Annotated in this window: 14 protein-coding genes; 2 read left to right on the top strand and 12 right to left on the bottom strand. The window is 69.0% G+C overall.

All coding sequences use genetic code 11. From position 1 onward, the window contains the following. Positions 1-432 precede the first annotated feature (432 nt). Complete coding sequence (locus tag WG209_RS12765) at positions 433-2,355, bottom strand: hypothetical protein (protein ID WP_337175433.1); 1,923 nt, start codon at positions 2,353-2,355, stop codon at positions 433-435. A 305-nt stretch (positions 2,356-2,660) separates the two neighbouring features. Between WG209_RS12765 and pyk the strand changes: the two genes are divergently transcribed. Continuing rightward, positions 2,661-4,169: a pyruvate kinase gene (gene pyk, locus WG209_RS12760; RefSeq protein WP_337175432.1), complete on the top strand. Its 1,509-nt coding sequence runs from the start codon at positions 2,661-2,663 to the stop codon at positions 4,167-4,169. Between the two features lie 120 nt (positions 4,170-4,289). Here the strand turns inward: pyk and WG209_RS12755 are convergent, their stop codons facing one another. Continuing rightward, positions 4,290-4,928 (bottom strand): HD domain-containing protein, encoded by a 639-nt coding sequence (locus tag WG209_RS12755; protein WP_337175431.1) that lies wholly within the window; start codon positions 4,926-4,928, stop codon positions 4,290-4,292. A 468-nt stretch (positions 4,929-5,396) separates the two neighbouring features. On the opposite strand from WG209_RS12755, the gene WG209_RS12750 reads away from it, so the two are divergent. Next, positions 5,397-6,803, top strand: a complete 1,407-nt coding sequence (locus WG209_RS12750) for an efflux RND transporter periplasmic adaptor subunit (RefSeq protein ID WP_337175430.1) — start codon at positions 5,397-5,399, stop codon at positions 6,801-6,803. 348 nt (positions 6,804-7,151) lie between these two features. Here WG209_RS12750 and WG209_RS12745 read toward each other — a convergent pair whose 3' ends face one another. The 10 genes from WG209_RS12745 to WG209_RS12700 all read right to left on the bottom strand — a co-directional run bounded on the left by WG209_RS12745 (position 7,152) and on the right by WG209_RS12700 (position 17,184). Then, the gene (locus WG209_RS12745) at positions 7,152-7,931 is read right to left on the bottom strand and encodes a YiiX/YebB-like N1pC/P60 family cysteine hydrolase (RefSeq protein ID WP_337175429.1); all 780 of its coding nucleotides are present in this window, start codon (positions 7,929-7,931) and stop codon (positions 7,152-7,154) included. A gap of 1,268 nt (positions 7,932-9,199) precedes the next feature. Then, positions 9,200-9,907, bottom strand: a complete 708-nt coding sequence (locus tag WG209_RS12740; protein ID WP_337175428.1) for a metallophosphoesterase — start codon at positions 9,905-9,907, stop codon at positions 9,200-9,202. Positions 9,908-9,921: 14 nt separating this feature from the next. Continuing rightward, positions 9,922-10,365, bottom strand: a complete 444-nt coding sequence (locus WG209_RS12735) for a hypothetical protein (protein ID WP_337175427.1) — start codon at positions 10,363-10,365, stop codon at positions 9,922-9,924. 183 nt (positions 10,366-10,548) lie between these two features. Further along, the gene (locus WG209_RS12730; protein WP_337175426.1) at positions 10,549-11,499 is read right to left on the bottom strand and encodes a transcriptional regulator; all 951 of its coding nucleotides are present in this window, start codon (positions 11,497-11,499) and stop codon (positions 10,549-10,551) included. A gap of 237 nt (positions 11,500-11,736) precedes the next feature. After that, complete coding sequence (locus WG209_RS12725; protein WP_337175425.1) at positions 11,737-13,359, bottom strand: hypothetical protein; 1,623 nt, start codon at positions 13,357-13,359, stop codon at positions 11,737-11,739. A 3-nt stretch (positions 13,360-13,362) separates the two neighbouring features. Then, positions 13,363-14,226 carry a hypothetical protein gene (locus WG209_RS12720; protein WP_337175424.1) on the bottom strand — a complete coding sequence of 288 codons (864 nt, stop codon included), beginning with the start codon at positions 14,224-14,226 and terminating at the stop codon, positions 13,363-13,365. 113 nt (positions 14,227-14,339) lie between these two features. Next, positions 14,340-14,792: a helix-turn-helix domain-containing protein gene (locus tag WG209_RS12715; protein ID WP_337175423.1), complete on the bottom strand. Its 453-nt coding sequence runs from the start codon at positions 14,790-14,792 to the stop codon at positions 14,340-14,342. 116 nt (positions 14,793-14,908) lie between these two features. Further along, complete coding sequence (locus WG209_RS12710) at positions 14,909-15,757, bottom strand: hypothetical protein (RefSeq protein ID WP_337175422.1); 849 nt, start codon at positions 15,755-15,757, stop codon at positions 14,909-14,911. Then, a complete protein-coding gene (locus tag WG209_RS12705; protein ID WP_337175421.1) occupies positions 15,751-16,596 on the bottom strand; it encodes a PD-(D/E)XK nuclease family protein in 846 nt (281 codons plus the stop codon). The genes WG209_RS12710 and WG209_RS12705 overlap by 7 nt, the downstream gene beginning before the upstream one ends. 72 nt (positions 16,597-16,668) lie before the next feature. Further along, a complete protein-coding gene (locus WG209_RS12700; protein ID WP_337175420.1) occupies positions 16,669-17,184 on the bottom strand; it encodes a hypothetical protein in 516 nt (171 codons plus the stop codon). Between the last annotated feature and the right edge of the window lie 73 nt (positions 17,185-17,257).

The following is a 17,257-nucleotide window of genomic DNA, read 5'->3' as shown; positions in this document are numbered from 1 at the left end:
CGAGGGAGGACAGTAACGTAAGCACATGCTGAATCTACAGAGCCCTCCGCGCGATCGTCAAGGATACAACTTGAACCTTTTTGATTTTCCCGGTTCGCGTTGGGAAAACGAAACACAGATGCTTTTCAAGACGGCCTAAAATCCGGATAACGGCTTTACTTTTCAAAAACCCTCGGCGATTTTAGGGTTTATCCCGGCCGCGATCTCGCTTCAGCCCGCGCGAAGTCGGTGCCAGCATGCCCCGGACCCTCGAATAGGCACATGAAGGCGGGCATGCGAGCCGCATGAATGCGTATCGCGAAACCCTAATTCATACACTTTGGCACTCAAGGTCGGTCCTGGCCGCGCGACGCCGAATGGCGCGCGAGAAAGGCCCACGCCCGGTCCGCGGAGCGCGGGGGGGCGTGGGCGCGCGCCTCCCGCGCGGGGCCGTCACTCCGCCGGTCGGGGCCTGCGGCTGGAGAGGTGCTCTTCCATCTTGTGCATGCCGACGACGCCCACGCCGGCCTGGGCGAGCTGCGCGCCGAGATACTTCAGGCCGCGCCCGGGGGGGATCCTCAGGACGACCTCGACGCCGTCCTTCAGGAGGGTGACGGGGGCCCAGTTCGTCAGGCGGATGCCGGCCCTGGCGGCGAGGGGGCGGGCGACGTCGGCGACCTGGCCGAGCGTCATCCGCGCGAGGGCCTCCGGGGTCCGCTTCAACACGCGATAGAAGCCGCCGGCGGAGCGGACGGCCCACCAGCGGGCGACCTGGCGCGCGGCGTCGGCCGACTCGCGGGCGCCGGCCTTCGCGGCCGATTCGAGGCCCGCCTTCGACGCCTCGCGGACGGTCGCCTTGAGCTCGGCCCGCGCGGCCTCCACGGCGACCGCCGCGCCGGGCTGGATGGCGGCCAGGCTGAGGACGTCGGCCACGATGAACCCGGCGTCCAGGAGCGCCCAGGCGGCCTCGCCGGTCGTGGGGGCGTAGCCGCGACGCAGGACGTCGCCCAGGTGGACGACGTCGTACAGGGGGAGGAAGTGATAGAAGCGGAGGTCGGCGTCGGACAGGCTGGCGACCCGCTCCAGGCCGTCGGCCTTGATCGCCCGGATCACGGACTGGCCGTCGCCGCCGGCGAGGTACAGGGCGGTCCTGGCGAGCTTCTCCGTGAACGTGGTCCTGTCCTTGGCCTGGAGCTGGGCGAGGGTCTCCGGGTTGGCGTCGGCGCTGGCGATGGGGGGGATGACGCCGGGCCCGTGGGCGCGGAGGACGTCCCGGAAGTCGGGGTCGGGGGCGTACTTCTCCAGCATGGCCAGGGCCATCGCGCCGTGCTCCGCGATGGCGGCGGCGGCCTGGCGGCGGAGGACGGGGTCGGTGTAGGAGTCGAAGACCACGTCGGCGGCGTCCGATCCCCCCTTCGCGAGGGCGCGGTCCCCCAGCTCGCCGTACTCGACCGACAGCCGCAGGCCGTTGGGGCTGCCGCCGACCTGCTCGGCCAGCCCGGCCGACCAGACGCGAGCGAGCCGCGTCGCGACCGTCCCGGGCCGATGGGTCTGGAGCTGTTCGTCGACGAACGCGGAGTTCACCCGCAGGAGGACCAGGCTCTCGTCGAGCGGCACGGCGGGGCCGATCGCCTCCAGCACGGGGCCGTAGAGGCTCACCAGGGCGAAGCCCTCCATGCCGTGGAGCCGGAAGGCGTCGAGGGCGAGGGTCGGGTGGTCGCCCACCGTCCTCAGGGCGGAGCGCAGGTCCGCCGCGCCGTGCTCCAGGCTGACCAGGCCGAGGAGGACGAGGAGGTCGGCCAGCTCGGCCTCGTCGTCGCTCGCGGCCATCAGCTCGGCGACCCCCTCGGGCTCGGCCAGCATCAGCGGCAGGGCGTTGGGCCGCCGGGCCGCCAGCCGGCGCTGAGAGGGCGTCAGGGCCTCCAGCTCGGCGATGAGGATCTTGCGGTCCGTGTCGTCGGCCCGCTTCAGGCCGAAGTACTCCCGCCAGTGCAGCAGCAGGTCGGCCGCGGCGTCGTCGTCCAGCAGGTCGCGGAGGGCGCGGAACTCGGAGGGGTGCTTCTCGTGGAGGAACAGGGCCTCCAGGTCCATCCGGTCCAGCAGCCTGAGCCCGCGAAGGCCGTCGGACCGCTCGACCGCCACGGCGTTGCGGCGGTAGCGTTCCACCGTGCGCGCCACCAGGTCGCGGACGTCGGGGGGGGCGTCGGCGTAGCGGGCGACGAGCGCCTCTTCCTCGGAGACTCCCGCGGGGGCGGGGGCGGCGGCCGTCGCGGCGCGGTCGTCGGGGCGCGCGGGCTCGGTCGCGGGCTTGAAGGCCAGCTTGACCATCACCCCGAGCGCGGCGAGCAGGACGACGACCGCGAAGGTTCGCTTCATGGATGGACCGGCCTCGCGAGGATGGGGGCCCGGCGGGGGATGCACGACGGCGGGGACCGGTCGAGGCCTTCACGCCCTCCCGGTCCATCCAATTGTCCGCCACGCCCCCGGATTCGTCAATTCGACCCGGCCCGATCGCGCGCCGTCGCGACGGGTCGTGACCGATCCGACGGCCGGTCGGGCGCGGGAGGCCTGGGCAGGGCCGGCGGGACTCCTTAGAATCGTTGCGTCCCTCCCCTCCGACGGCGTCCGCGTCGACTCGCGGGAAATCACGGCGACATCCACCAGGCAGGATCCCCCATCTCATGACGGAAGCCCACGTCGAGCCGCTCGGCAAGGTCAGGACCAAGATCGTCGCCACGCTGGGGCCCGCCTCGCGCGATCCGATCATGATCCGGAGGCTGATCGCGGCCGGGGTGGACGTCTTCCGGCTGAACTTCTCGCACGGGTCGCACGAGGAGCACACGGCCAACTACCACGCCATCCGCGAGGCGTCCCGCGAGATGGGCCGGCAGGTGGCCATCCTCCAGGACCTGTGCGGGCCGAAGATCCGCCTGGGGAGCATCCCCGGCGACGTCGTCACCTGCGACCTCGACGCCGAGTTCGTCCTGACCTCGGCCCCGACCGACCCGCTCGACCCGCATGAGCTGACCTGCACCTACCAGGAGTTGGCCGACGACCTGGACGTCGGCCAGACGGTCCTGTTCGCCGACGGCACCGTCGGGATGGTCGTCCAGGAGAAGCGGCCGGGCTGGGCCCGGATGAAGGTGACGTTGCCGGGCCGCATCCGGTCCAACCAGGGGATCAACGTCCCCGACGCGGCCCTGTCGGTCTCCGCGCTGACGGAGAAGGACCTGGCCGACCTGGAGTGGACCGCCCGGCACGAGGTCTCCTTCGTCGGCCTCTCGTTCGTCCGCCACGCGGCCGACGTCACCCGGCTGCGGGCGGAGCTGGAATCCCGCGGCAGCCGGGCGCGGGTGATCGCCAAGATCGAGAAGCCGCAGGCCGTCGCCAACCTGGAATCGATCGTCGCCGAGACCGACGGCGTGATGGTCGCCCGCGGCGACCTGGGCGTGGAGATCGACGTCGCCAAGGTTCCGGCGGTCCAGAAGCGCATCATCGAGGTCTGCCACCGCGCCCGCGTGCCGGTCATCACCGCCACGCAGATGCTCAACAGCATGGAGGCGTCCAGCCGGCCCACCCGAGCCGAGGCGTCCGACGTCTTCAACGCCGTCCTCGACGGCACCGACGCCGTGATGCTCTCCGGCGAGACCGCGATCGGCCGGTACCCCGTCGAGGCCGTCTCGATCATGAGCCAGATCGCCCACGAGGCCGAGCACCTCGTCTTCAACCGCTTCGGCGACGGCTTCAGCGACTGGCTCCTCTCCTCGTCCACTTGCCGCCATTGCCCCTGCGGGCCCAGCGGCACCGTCTCACGCGCCAGCCAGGTGCGGCCGATCACCGAGGCCGTGGTCGAATCGGCAAGCCAGGTCGCCTCCAAGCTCCGGGCGACCCAGATGATCGTCGCCACCCACTCCGGACGCACGGCGCTGGCCGTCTCCAAGCAGCGCGGCGCCACGCCGACCCTGGCCCTGACCGACGACCCCGAGGTCGCCCTGGCGATGGCCCTCTACTGGGGCGTCACCCCCGTGCACGTCCCGGATCTCTTCGCCTCCGTCCACGTCCTCACATTCGCCGACGAATGGTGCCGCGAGCACGACCTCCTCAGGAGCGGAGACCGCATCGTCATCGTCCGCGGCGTCGTCCCCGGCGACCCCACCCACAACGCCATCCTCGTCCACGAGGTGGAATGACGAGGCCCTCGCGAACGACGGCCGAGACGTCGTCGTTCGCGTCATCCCGAGCCCGCCGGGCGGGGCCATCCGGCCGCGTCGCCGGGCCGCGGCGTCCACGGCCCCGGGGTCTGGGGGCGTTCAGCCCCCCAGCGGGTTGGCCGCGATGAGGTCGCAGAAGTTCGGCCGGCGGTACTCGGGCCGCGTCCGCTCCAGGATGTCCGTGTTCATCGTCCCGAAGGTCGTCTCCGGTCGATAGCCGAAGCCTTCGTCGAACGCCCGGATGATCCCCTCCTTGAAGTCGACCCGCGGGTACGCGGCGAGGACGCTCGCCCGGTCTTCCGGCGAGATCTCGTCGAGCCCGTCGCCCAGCACGTCGGCCTCGACGCCCCCGGTGACCAGGGCGATCTCCGGGCGCTTGCGCCAGGGGATCTCCGGGGTCGTGTGCAGCGCGATGGCATCCCACACGATCTCGGCCAGGGCCTCGTCGACGCCATTGGCCCGAAGGAAGTCGCGGGCCGCGTCGGCCCCGTCCAGCTCGAATCGCTGGTCGCGGCTCCGATACTTCTCGGTCAGGCCCAGGTCGTGGAACACGGCCCCAACATAGAGCAGCTCGGGATCGACCCGCAGGCCTCGATGGCGGCCGCGGAGCGACCCGAAGAGGAAGACCCTCAGCGAATGGGCGAAGAGCAGCGGGGTGCCGTGCTCGCGAAGCAGCTCGGTCGCCTCGCGGGCGATCTTGCCGTCGGGGATCCGGATCCCCGCGATGACTTCGGACATGATTCGGCTCCGCGTGGCCGACGGGGCCTTCGCGAACGACCGGCCCTCGTCGCGGAAACGGGGCGACGCCTTGATGGTCGCCCACGCCGGAATCATATGCGTCCCAGACTCCGGGGGAATGACGAGTGCCCGATCGACCCCGACTTCCCGTCCCCCATCCTGCTCCCGGCGTTCAGGACGACGAGGCGAGCATGCGGGCCGGGGAAGACCTCGGCCGCGAGCGGCGGAGGCTGGCCGCCGAGCCCCGACGCGCGAAGTTCCCCGCGCGATGCGAGGGCCCCCGGTGAGCGCCGGAACCCCGCCGGCTCTCGGAATCACGGCTTCGCAACGCCAGTGAAAAATTCGCGACCAACCCCTTACAAGTGTCAACGGCTCTGGCTACACTTGTCGGAGACTGCTCGGACGCGGAAAGGCGCCGCTTGCACGGGGCCGCCGCGAACTCCTTTTCGATCGCCGAAGGAGGCGCGGATGGCCGTGACCCCGAGGGCGGAGATCGTGGCGTCGATGCGAAACTGGCTCGCGGCGGGGTGCATCGTGGCCGCGAGCGCCTGGTGGGCCCTCGCGGGCGCGGAGCGCGTGCGGGTCTCGGTCGAAACCACGACCGTGCGGCGAGCGCCCCTGGAATCGCGACTGGTGGCGGGGGGCGACCTGCTGTCGGCGAGAGAGGCGTCGCTGAAATGCGAAGTGCGGGATCTGACCGGCGCGGGCGGCGTCGCCGTCGTCAGCCTCGTCGAGAACGGCGCACGCGTGAAGAAGGGGGACGTGCTCTGCCGTCTAGACTCCTCGGCGCATGAGGAGCACGCCCGTCAGGTCGAGATCGCCTTGAACGAGGCGAGGGCGGCTCGCGACCAGGCCCTGGCGACGCTGGAGGTCGCGAGGATCGCGCTGGCCCAGTACGAGGGGGGGGAGACCCGGACGCAGACCAGCGAATTCGAGCGTCGGATCGCGATAGCCGAATCGGACTGCTCCTTGCTCGCCGACAGGCTGCTCTGGACCGAAAAAATGGTTGCCAAGGGCTACGCCTCCAGGGGGCAATTCCTGAGCGAGCGACAGGAGCTGGACAAGGCGGAGCACGAACGCGAGAAGGCCGAGGGGGAGTATCGGCTGTTCCGAAACTTCAAGGCCCCCAAGGAGGTCCACTCCCTCAGGAGCAAGATCGCCGCCGCGGAGCATGCGTATCGGCTGGAGGAGGAGCGGCTGTCGACCCAGGAGAAGCGCCTTGAGGACGCTCGACGGCAGGTCGCCAACTGCGTCATCCTCGCGCCACAGGATGGGGTGGCGGTGCACGACTGGCGGTCGCGGTGGAACCCCATGCTCCCCGGGTCGCTCGTTTACGAGGGCCAGGACCTGATCAAGATCCCCGACCTGGACCGGATGGAGGTCGAAGTCGCGATCCACGAGACGGCCGGCGCCGTGGTGCGGGCGGGGATGCCGGCAACGGTGAGCATCGACGCGGTCCCCGGCCGGACCTTCCCCGGCCGGGTGGCGTCGGTCCTCCCCCTGCCCATCGCCGACTGGAAGGCATGGGACGAGCGGATGCGCCAGTACGTCGCCCGCGTCCAGATGGATGAGACCCCCCCGGGCCTGCTGCCCTTGATGTCCGCCCAGGTGGAGATCGATACGGGAAGCATCCCAGACGCCCTGGCGATCCCCGTGAGCGCGATGTCCAGGACCGCGGGCGAATCCGCATGCTACGTCGCGACGCGCCAGGGCCTGTCGCGACGCGTGATCCGCGCCGGACGATCCACGCCCGATCGGGTCGAGGTCGTGTCGGGCCTGGAAGAAGGCGAGGAAGTCGCGGTCGATTTCGGCGAGGCGCGGGCCGCGGAGGAGAGCCGGGCCCTCGAGATGGGTCGGGCGGAGGCGGGAAGATGAGCGGAGCCGGGGTCTCCGGGGACTCGGACCAGTCATGGCGGGAGAGATGGAGTGTCGGCGACCTGGAATTCGACCCTGCCATGCCGAGTCCATCGGCGACGGTCGGGCCATCCACATGAGGTTGAGCATCCGCCCGACATCCGGCTTTCGCTCGACGGAGGTCTCCTGTCCTCTGTTAACTCGACCATCGCTCCGAGCCGGTGGGGGGATTCCACGCAGTCCCTCCAGACGCGGCGACGGGGGATGACCGATTCGTGACATCGCTCGATGAACGGCGTCGGGCCCCCTCGCGAGGCCGGACGCCGTCGGCGTTACGCCGAGTCGTTGGCGTGGGCGTCGGCGGGCCGCTCAACCCTTCCCGACATCCATGCGGCCGACCAAGTGGAAGGCTCGCGGACGCGCCTGGGCGAACTCGATGATGCCGCCGGGCGAGTCGGCGGGATCCGAGGCGACATGGATCCCGGCGCTGGCGTACGACTTGATGACCAGCTCCGAGCAGAAGTAGCCGAATCCAAGCGTCGAGCCGGTCACCTTGAAAGGCTCGCCCTGCAGCAATCGCTGCAACCGCAGGGAGGGCCTGAGCTCGCCGACGATCCCGAACACCATCCCGAGGTAGTTGTACGACTTGCCCACGAGCTTGTTGGCAGTCGCCAGGACCTTGTCGCGGGCCTTGTCCGTGAGCTGGTCGACCCGGATGACGCCCACCCGGCTCGCCGGATCCGTCAACGCGCCGAGGTCGCGCTTGGTGACGCCGGCCTTGGTCGCGTCGATGATCTTCCCGTCGCCGACGTAGAGGGCCGCATGGCTATAGGCGGCCCGCGTGACGTCGCGGATGTTCTTCGAGATGCCCGCCTCCTCGGTCGAGACGAGGATGTCGCCGGGCTTCAATTCCGACTTGTCGATGAGCCCGAGTATCGCGAACGGGTCGCGACGCGTCATCGGCGCGAGGACGATGGTCGACGCCGGAAAATCCCTCGGGGCGGTCACCGTCGGGGCCGCGCGCATCGTCGCCGGAGGTTGCACGACCTGCTGGACGAGCTGCCCTTGGACCCCCGCGCTCAGCACGACCCTCGCCTCGACCCCCTCGACCGAAGGCTGGAACGCGCGCCGCCTGGATGGGATTGGCATACCGGACTCCGAGCTTTCGCGGGCAAGGCCGATCCGCGCCGCTGAACCCGCGATGACATGGCCTCTGGCCGGCACGGCTTCGACGCCGTGATCCGCCGGGATCCACCGAGGGCGAAGCGCTCGCGTTCGATTTGCCTCGCGTGACCGGCCTAGGCAAACCTAGGTCGCGTTGGCGGCGGAGAGGCGCATTCGGTCGATTGGTGTCCTGATCAGCCTCCCGGGGTGGAGGGAAGACGCCGCGCGACATCGCCACGCCATCCCGGCCCCCGAATGGGGCCGCGTCAAGGAGTGGCTCCCCGGAATGCTGGGAGGCCACGGCGGGGTCGTCGAGGACATCGGCGGCTCGTCGACGCCGTCCTATTTGATTGCCACGACCGGGGCCACGTGGGGGGATCTGCCCGAGCGGCTCGGCAATGGGAGACCTTGCGGGACGAGGGCCTGGAGTGGCTGGTCCTCGACTCGACCGTGGTCCAGGCCCGCCCGGCGGCGGCCGGCTCGAAACAACAGTGGGATGGCTCCGGAGGCCAGTCCGAGCAGCCCCGCGGCCACGGCCGGGGCGGCTGCGGTACGAAGATGCACCCGGCGATCAGCGGGCTCGGGCACCCCGCCCGGGTGATCCTCGCGCCGGGCCAAGGCGCTGCTCGACGGCCCGGGGGAGGGTCGGAACCGACCCCTCGCCCGCTTACCCACGCCGCGCTCGAGGCGTGGCGCTCCTGCACTCTCAGACCCGGCCGGAAACCCGGTCACCTAGCATCCGATTCGTCGGAGCCCCGTGTGTTGAGCGCCCGAGGGACAACGAGGGCGTGGGGCCCCGGGGCGATCGGCCAAGCTGGCGGCCCGGGATCGGCGCGAGACCTGGGGGTTGGAGAAGACCCGCTGGTCTCGCTATCTAGGCGGATGGAACCGCCAGGGAGGTTCGAGAGGCGTTGGACGCGCGGTGAACCCGCGATACTACGCCAATATTCGTCGGGTCAACCAGAGCATCCCGTGAGTGTCGGCCGTCGTCGGCCAGTGGAGCGGAAGGGGATCGAACCCTCAACCTCAGCATTGCGAAGGAGGCCTTCCACCCCGCCGAAATCCCCGGAAGTCTTCTGGCCCTTTCATCTTAGCGAACCGTCCAGGAATTGCAAGGAGTCGCGAGGTAGTACCTGGAAACGCGAGGAATCGTAGTACTCGGCGACCCGGGAGTAGTACCCGATAGTACCCACGCCGGGCTCCCGCGTCCCAGGCCCGCCTCGTGATGCATCCAGTCGGCTCGGCGTCCTGGTTCAGCTCGGGACCGCCCGTGCCCCACGCCGTGCCTCGCCTCGCTCATTCGCTTGAAAGATCTCGCCGCCGTCGAAGTCCAGGCCCGTCAGCCACCCTCCCCGACTGCAGTCGGTATCGAGGCAGACCAGGAACCCGAGGTCGAGGATCTCGCCATTCACCTGAGGGGTGTGCCCGCACACGACGGTCTTCCCGGAGCGATGCGGCCTCGCTTCCCCCGGCTCGATGAACTTCCATTGGAGCGTCGTGTTCGACTGCCGGTCCATCGGCGTGTCCGGATCGCACGACGCGTGGACGAAAATGGCTTCGTCCGTCTCATGGAAGTCGCGGGCCACGGCTTTGAGGAAGCGGACGTGCTCGCGGTCGATGAACTCGTCCCCGCCCCGGTAGGGATAGGACTTGAGCGTCTCCTCCCCGCCGAAGTTCAGCCAGCTTCGTAGTTCCGATTCGGACTCGAGGGCGGCGAAAAGATACTCCTCATGGTTGCCGCGGACGAGCACGAGACGACAGCGTCGCGACAGGTCGATGAGTTGCTGGACGACGCCCCGGCTGTCCGGGCCGTAATCGATCACGTCGCCCAGGACGACGACGACGTCGTCGGCCCGGGGGTCGATGGCGGCGATCAGCGTCTTCAGGGCGACGGAACACCCGTGGATGTCTCCGATGGCGATGGTGCGGCCGATGGTCCATCCTCCTTTCCCGGTTCGCATTCCTCGGACTTCTCTCATTTAACCAGCTCGCCGATCCACCATGCTCCCGGTCCGCCTTGGGACTTCGGGGCGACGCGGTATCGGATCTGCGTCTCAACCGCCGGGCCGCCCCCTTGCGTGGGCACCTTCGCCGAGGTCTCGAGCTTGAGGTTCACCGTCGCGAGGTAGGAACCGGGCGTCGCGGGGTCGGCCTCGAAGGCGGCGACCTTGTAATCCAGGAGGTTGGAGAACGCGTGCCCGACGGTGAGGACCCCGTCCACCCCCGGCTTCATCTCCTTGCCCGATCGCCATTCGTCGAGGCCCCGTTCCAGGGCCGTGCGGGCCTCGGAGGTCGCGTCCGGGGCCGCCTCGTCCGGCCGGCCGCAGCCCGATCCCAACAGGAGCGTCAGGAGCCATAAGGCCGGGCGAATGCTCTTCGGGCCGAACGCACAATGATTCTCGGTGGTCGCCGCCGTCATCTCTTCCTCCTTCGGTTCGTGGTCGTCGGGGATGTTCCAGGACCGTCCCATCCTGCCGACGCCGCGTGACACGGGCGGGTCAAGCCGGTCCGGGGAGTCGGAGCTTTCCGTCGGGATGGGGTCGACCTCGGATACCCTCGCGGAGGGCCTTCGACGTTCCGGTCCGGGAGGGAGGCCGATCGATCAATCGCCGGGAAGCGTCGCCTCGCCGTACCTTCGAAGGGCCGTGCGGAGCCGTTCGACCACCATCGCCCGCAGCTCCGCCGGACGGACCGCTTCGGCCCAGCCCGACCAGCCGACGACCCAGCCGGCGATCTCCTCGAGGCCGTCCACGCGGAACTCGAGCGACAAGGAACCGTCCGCACGGCGGCGGGCTCGTTGGGTGTGGTGCCAGGTCGTCTCGGTCGCCAGGTCCGCCGCGTCGCGGTCGAACAGGATCTCCACATCGTAGCTCCGCTCGCCTCGGAGCACGCACCAGGCGTCGCCGAAATAGGCCTTCAGGTCGAAGTCCGGCGGCACGACGGCGACAACGTCGAGCATGCGGAGGGTCTTGAACCGGGCGACGCGGTAGGTCCGGGGCCCGTCGCCGTCGGAGGGGCGTGCGATCAGATACCACGCCTGCTTGAGCAGGCAGAGCCGGTAGGGGTGGAGCGTCAGCTTCTTCGTCCGGGGGTCGTGCGGGCTCAGGTATCGCCCCGCCAACTGACGGCCCTCCAGGAGGGCCCACTGGGCGGTCCGGACGGCCTCGCGGCACCGGCTGTGATCCGCGAGTTTGAGGTCCAGGACGGTCGTCAGCCGCCCGGCCGCCTCGAGGGTCGCGGCCGCCTCGTCGCCGGAGGTCGCCGCCAACTTCCGCGTGGTCGGACCGGCCCCCAGGGTGACGTCCAGCCCGGGGGCCGACGTGATCGCCGCCGCAGTGGCCTGGCCGAGGAGCTCCCCGCCCGTGAAGTTCAAGCTCGGGAATCGGAAGTCGGGCCGCACCCGATAGCACCCCGCCTCGCGATCGCGATAGAAGGGCACGCCGGCGAGCTCCAGGACGTCGAGGTAGCGGCGGACGGTGCGGGTCGAGCATTCCAGCTCGGACGCCAGGTCGGCGAGATCGTGCCGGCCTCGTCCCTGGATGAGTTCCAGCACCCGCAGCACCCGGGCGAGGCGGTCGGCCTGCCGGATCCGCCGTTCGCCGTCGGGCTTCCGCGGTCGACCTCCGGGAAGTTTTCCGCCGCCCGCATTATGAAATCGATCTTGCCGTTTCGGTGACACGTCCCCCCCTCGCTTCGATCCAGCTCGGCCCGAAGACGGCCCGATTCCAATCGCGTCTTCCGTCGTGCTCCACGAATGCGACGACGTTGGGTCGACGCCGCTCCGGACGCCTTACCCGCGTCGCGAGGTCGATCCACCCTCCTGGGCAGGTTCCATGCGGATCGGTGCGGGCAAGTGGATTCGAGACGAGGGTGACCCGCTCCTGTCATCGACGTCGGTTAGGCTTCGACGATCGGCCGGGTCGTCGTGATTCGACGGCGATGCGAACTGGAGGGTATTCCGATGGAAGTCGTCTGGTATCCCGGATGCGGACGGGATTTCTCCCCCGTCTCGACCTTGCTCGCTTCCAACCCACGACGCGAGCACGTCCCCCGGAATCGTTCGGAGGCGGGTGCTCCGACCCTCTGGATGATGGACTACGACCCTGAGGTCGCCCGGTACTTCGACAGGCTGCGACCGGGAGACACGCCGGGGTTCGCGTCGCTGCTGCTCGACGTCGACGGCTCCGCGGCCGTCCCGATCCCGTGCGAGGGCGTCGCGGTCCGCTCCGTCCGGTTCCTCAGGCTCGACGGCGACGGGCCGGGGCCGCTCGATCCCGACGAAGCGGAGGAGGTCCGACGGCTGACGGATGAGAGAAGGGCCGAGACGTGGGGCGACGCACCGTCCCGACGCGTTTCCTGGGACGTCGCGGAGTTGATCCTCGGATCGGGTAGGTCTTCGACGACGGCGGAAACGATGCGTCTCTGGTTCTCCCCATTCGAGTCGGAAGCCGCCATTCGACACGTCTTCACCCCCTTGAAGGTCCGCCTGCATTCCCTGGTGCTCGTGCGGCTCGGCGGATTTTCCTGTCAGAGGTCCGCGTTGGATCACCATGGACGGCGGTTCTTCTCGCTCCTGCACGAGCACGGCGACGCGGGCGGGACGGGCCTCCCCGAGTACGTCCTGACGGAGATGGACGCGTCGCTTTGGGGCGATCCGGCCCCCTACGAGCCCGCCGGCGTCTCGTACCGGGGATGGGTTGAACCGCCGTCGGACGAGCCGGATGCCGGGGTCCGGCTCCTCAGGAAGAGGGAGGGGGAGATCCCGTCGTCCACGCACGAGCAGAACCCGAGAAGTCGAGGATTCGGCCGAGACCCGCGAGGGCCACGGAGTTGATCCGATCGATTTAGAGGGCCGTTCCCTCTCAGGTCTTTCCCTCGCTCGGTCGTCTTCCACCCGCAGGCCTAGTTCGAGCCCCAGGGCCTCCTCAACCGCCTCGGGGTCGCCCGCGATCATCCGCTCGTGCTCGCCGAACAGGATTTTCACCCGCCGCCCTTCCAGGTGGAACCGTCCGACGACGGCCTCCCGCCAGCCCGGGACGGGTCCGTCCCCGCCGTGCAGGATGAGGAACGAAGTCCTCCGACGGGTCACCCGGCCGCGGGGGAGTCCCGAGTAATGGTCGATCAACCGCCCCCTAAGGGCCCTGGCGTCCTGGCCCCAGGCCGCGACGAGCCGATCGACGACGGCCGGCCAGAGTTCGTCGTGGCCGGCGTCCGGGTCGAGGCCGGCGTCGCCACAGGTGAAGATCCCCCACGAAACGCCGTCGCCCCCGGGCCTCGGCAGCCAGTAATACGCCCCCCACCGGGCGGAGTCGACGGGCGGTCGTCCCTCGGGATCGTCTTCGGCCTTCATCCCTTCCATGTCGAACATCCCCACGATCGGGTCCGCGTCGGAGGCGACGGTACTCCTAATCACGGGTCAAAGATACCGCTCCGCGAGGTAGTCGACGAACGCCTCGTGCTCGGCCCGTCGGTCCCTGGCGAGGCTCAGGATCGCTTCCTGATACGTCGAGGATTGGAACATCACCCCATCCCGTTCCATGTGCCTCGAGAACTCGGCGATCTCCTCGGCGTGCCTCACGGCCGCCGGCCCGGGAGCGTCGTAATGGAGGTACAGGAGCCGAAACCCCCGCTTGCCGTAGGCGTTCATGAGGCCCAGCGTGTGTTTCAGGAGCTGAGGTACGTCCAGGGCGACGAACCGGGTGTCGGCCGGCGAGACCTGTTCGGCGATCGCCCGGAGGTTGGGGAGTTCGGTCCAGAATTCCTTGTGGTCGAGATAGACCGGCTTGAGGCCCTTCCTCCCCCAACCCCCGAAGGGTTCGTTGAATTTGCACTCGATCGCCGTGGCCTTGAGGACGTTCCCCGGGACGTAATCGATCACGACGTCCAGGTTCGGGGCCTTGAAGAAGTCGGCATGGATCGGGAAGCGGGCTTCGAACCTCAAGCCGGCGATCCCGGTGGAGGGGACGCGGACCGCCCTGGCCGCCTCCGCGATCAGGCCTCGTCGCCTCCAGTAATGGAAGAAGTTGACGGCGGTCGCCGAGGAGGAATGGACCGCGTTCATCTTCCCCTCGAGTTCCCCCCCGTCCCCGGCCTCGAACTCCCGACGGACCTCGGGCGCCAGGGGCTCGAAGAGGTTGTCGTCGAGGTCGAAGGTGAAGAGCTTCTCGCCACGCTCGACCCGGGCGGGGTCGGCGTCGTGGCGAAATTGGCTTCCCAGACGCTTGCCGTGTCGCAGTGCCCAGAGGATCTGGCGATGCTTGATGTATTCGTAGGGGCTCATGGCGGTCGGCTCACGACGGTTCGAGGGGATCGTGGGCCGCAGCTTAATCGGGGATCCTGACAACAGTGGGTCAGTCAGGCTCTCGGGGTCGAGGGTTTTCCGGGGGCACCCGCTCACGGGGACCGGGGGCCGGCGATGTCCTCGATCGCCTTGGCGAGCCGATCCAACGCCCGGACCACTCCCTCGGCCTCGACGAGGAGCCGCTGGGCGGCGTCCTTGGCGAGGGAGGCGATGGAGCGGGCGTCGTCGGCGGACCTGGGATCGCCGACCGGACCTTGCGGGTCCAGGTCCGGGGCCGGAGTCGGCGGAGGCTTCGGGAAGTGCCCCCGGTAGCCCTCTCGCAAGCGGTAGGACTGGCTGAAGTCGTCGAAGTACAGGGGGATTCCCGCCGCCGACAGCGTCTGGAGGTCGCGGTAGACGGTCCGTTCGGAACAATCGAGCTTCCTGGCGATGGTGGAAGCGTTCCAGTTCCCCGGTCCCTGGATCAGTTGCAGGAGACGGAGGACCCGGGCCAGCCGATCGCTCTGGCGAACCCTCCGTTGTGCATCCGTCCGCTTCTTGGCCATCGTCGAGATCGTCCCCCGGGCGGCGGAAATCCCGGTTCCGACGCGAGGGCCGCGATGCTAGCCGATGACTCTGACGTGGGCGGGTCAGTAGGCTGACAGGAATTTCGGGGGGGGGTTCAGTCCAGGCATCCCCCGCCCGAGATGCCGGGAAGTTCGCGAGTTTCCGGGGGCGAACCCGGTCCCGTCGGGGTAGCGATTCGCGTCGATCTCGACGGGGGATTTCCTGCCTTGAATTCGAGGTAGGAGGTCAGATCGCGGACCACCCGACGCTCCGCCGACGTCATGAACCGGGATTGACGCCGAAGGATGGCGTTGACGTCGTCGTAGCCGAGTTCGCCGACGAAGGGGCCTCTCGGGAGCCCGTCCAGGCGGTCCGAATGGGGGATGGCCGACAGCAGGCGTGCCGTGTCGCGGTATCGTCCCACGAGAGGATGGCCCGTGGTCGGGGCGAGGACCAGGACGACGAGGTCCCGGGGACGTTGCTCGAAGAGTCGTCGTCCCGTCCGCAGATAGCCCGCGTGATGCAGGCCGACCCGGATGTTGCGGATGAGCTGATCGGAAGGGAAGCCGCTGGAGCCGTCGTCTCCCGAGACGTTCGCGGAGAGGCCGGACCCATATTTGGCCTCCACGAACACGGTCGTGGCCGGATTCTCCCAGGTGATCACGGCGTCGACCTGGGTCGGACCCTCCTCCCACGGGAGAAGGCCTCTCGGGTAGCGAGGCTGATTCTGCCAGAGTCGGATCTCCAGATCGCGGAACACGCGACGCCGGAAACGGTCCGCCCCGAGGGCCGTGTTGAGCAGGTCGGGGAGCCACCATCGGGGGTTCAGGCAGCCGAGCGCTTGGAAGACGTGGCCCGTGACGACGTCCTCCGAGGTGGGCCTCACGATGAGCGGGCAGCGGACATCGCCCGACCTGGCGTGCGAACAGAGATCGCCCCCCTTGCCCAGGAGTTCCGTCAACATGCGACGAGCTCCTCGGGGCGACTCGCGACGACGTGCGTCCGACCGTGACGTCCGGTCCATTCCCGGCAGGGGCGATGGAACGGGCACCCCGAGCAATTCAGGGGCGATTCGACGGGGTAGAAGATCTCGGCGTCGACGGCCCGTTCCACGACCTTGATTAGGTCGCCGAGCCTCCGGTAATCGCTCGTCGTCCGGACGGCCTGGATCCTCTGGAGCCTGGGGACCTTCGTCTTCACCAGGACCGCGAATTCGACGGCCGGATCCTCCCCGGCCGACTCGTAGTAAGCGTTCGCGTAGAACGTCGGCTGGAGGGAGGTCGCCGCCTCGGATTCCGAGTAGGCCCGGCCCGAGGTCTTGATCTCGGTGATCCGGAGCGAACCGTCCTCCCGGCGGGTGACCAGGTCGGCGACGACCATCACCGGCTTCTCCAGGTAGTCCCCGCGGGAGTCGGCGATGGGGGCCATCTTCGGGCACTCGACCGCGACGATGGTTCGAGGGGGCGGTTGTTCCAGATAGATGTCCACGAGGGCCATGCCGAGGTCGCGACTGGCTCCGAGGGGCTTGCCCCCCGAGGCGACGACCCGGCCGTCGCCGACCTGGCCGTCCCATGAATCGAGGTAGGCGTGGCGGACGGCCTCCGACGAGATGGGCTCTCCGGACTGGAGCTTGCGGTGATAGGCGGCCAGGGCCGAATGGACGGCCGATCCGAGGACCTGGGCGTCGGTCACCCTCTTCCGGGGCAATTTCGCCACCCTCTCGAAGTAGTACTGGAGCGGACACTTCAAATATTGGCTCACCGACGAGTACGACCAGTGCGGCCTGGCGATGACGGTCCTCATGGGTCCTCCAAAAGAAGTCGGGGAAGGGTCATCCCCATCCCCGGATCAGGGAGTCGAAATGGTTCCTCCGTTTCATCGTCGGGCCCGATCGTCCCCGGACGCCTCGGGGTTGAGGGCGTTGATGACCGCCCCGGCCTCCTTCTTGGTCAGGTCGTACGGCGAGCAGCGACGGCCGGCGATCTCCTCGATGAAGTCCTCCAGCTTGGCCCCGAACAGCTTCCGACGCTTCGCCAGGGTCTGGAGGAATTGGACCTGCTTGTTCGTCGCCGGCTCGGGGTCGGTGGGCCTAGACTCCCGGTGGCCGTTTCGGGCGGGTTCCCCGTTCGCATGACCGTTGGAGTGGCCGTTGCTCGGGGGACGGGGAGGCCCCTCGGCGTCCCGGGAGGCGATGCGGTCGATCTCCTCGGCCTCGGCGACCTGACGGTCCAGGGCTTCCTCGGCGACGGAGTAGAGCTCCTTGATCCGTTCGATGACGGCCTCGGGGTCGTCGAGGGCGGCGTTGATCTCGCCCTCCAGGTTCAGCATGAACCCCCGGGAGTTGTAATCCTTGGACGTCTTCCTTGAGACGCCGACGTTCGCTCGGAGCATGGGCGGGCCCTCACTAGGATGGGGTGATCAGGATTCAGCGGACATGCGGAGTACCCCGCCCGGCGTCGGAAGG

The sequence above is a fragment of the Paludisphaera sp. genome, from assembly GCF_037189885.1.
Classification (GTDB): Bacteria; Planctomycetota; Planctomycetia; order Isosphaerales; family Isosphaeraceae; genus Paludisphaera.
Note: the sequence above shows the minus strand (reverse complement) of the source record. Positions and strands in the feature narration are given on the sequence as shown.

What these genes read in the sequence shown, in the direction of transcription:
- WG209_RS12750 (WP_337175430.1), top strand. Translation starts at nt 5,397, where the DNA reads ATGGCCGTGACCCCGAGGGCGGAGATCGTGGCGTCGATGCGAAACTGG.
- WG209_RS12700 (WP_337175420.1), bottom strand. Translation starts at nt 17,184, where the DNA reads ATGCTCCGAGCGAACGTCGGCGTCTCAAGGAAGACGTCCAAGGATTAC.
- WG209_RS12710 (WP_337175422.1), bottom strand. Translation starts at nt 15,757, where the DNA reads ATGTTGACGGAACTCCTGGGCAAGGGGGGCGATCTCTGTTCGCACGCC.
- WG209_RS12745 (WP_337175429.1), bottom strand. Translation starts at nt 7,931, where the DNA reads ATGCCAATCCCATCCAGGCGGCGCGCGTTCCAGCCTTCGGTCGAGGGG.
- WG209_RS12720 (WP_337175424.1), bottom strand. Translation starts at nt 14,226, where the DNA reads ATGAGCCCCTACGAATACATCAAGCATCGCCAGATCCTCTGGGCACTG.
- WG209_RS12740 (WP_337175428.1), bottom strand. Translation starts at nt 9,907, where the DNA reads ATGCGAACCGGGAAAGGAGGATGGACCATCGGCCGCACCATCGCCATC.
- WG209_RS12735 (WP_337175427.1), bottom strand. Translation starts at nt 10,365, where the DNA reads ATGACGGCGGCGACCACCGAGAATCATTGTGCGTTCGGCCCGAAGAGC.
- pyk (WP_337175432.1), top strand. Translation starts at nt 2,661, where the DNA reads ATGACGGAAGCCCACGTCGAGCCGCTCGGCAAGGTCAGGACCAAGATC.
- WG209_RS12765 (WP_337175433.1), bottom strand. Translation starts at nt 2,355, where the DNA reads ATGAAGCGAACCTTCGCGGTCGTCGTCCTGCTCGCCGCGCTCGGGGTG.
- WG209_RS12705 (WP_337175421.1), bottom strand. Translation starts at nt 16,596, where the DNA reads ATGAGGACCGTCATCGCCAGGCCGCACTGGTCGTACTCGTCGGTGAGC.
- WG209_RS12715 (WP_337175423.1), bottom strand. Translation starts at nt 14,792, where the DNA reads ATGGCCAAGAAGCGGACGGATGCACAACGGAGGGTTCGCCAGAGCGAT.
- WG209_RS12755 (WP_337175431.1), bottom strand. Translation starts at nt 4,928, where the DNA reads ATGTCCGAAGTCATCGCGGGGATCCGGATCCCCGACGGCAAGATCGCC.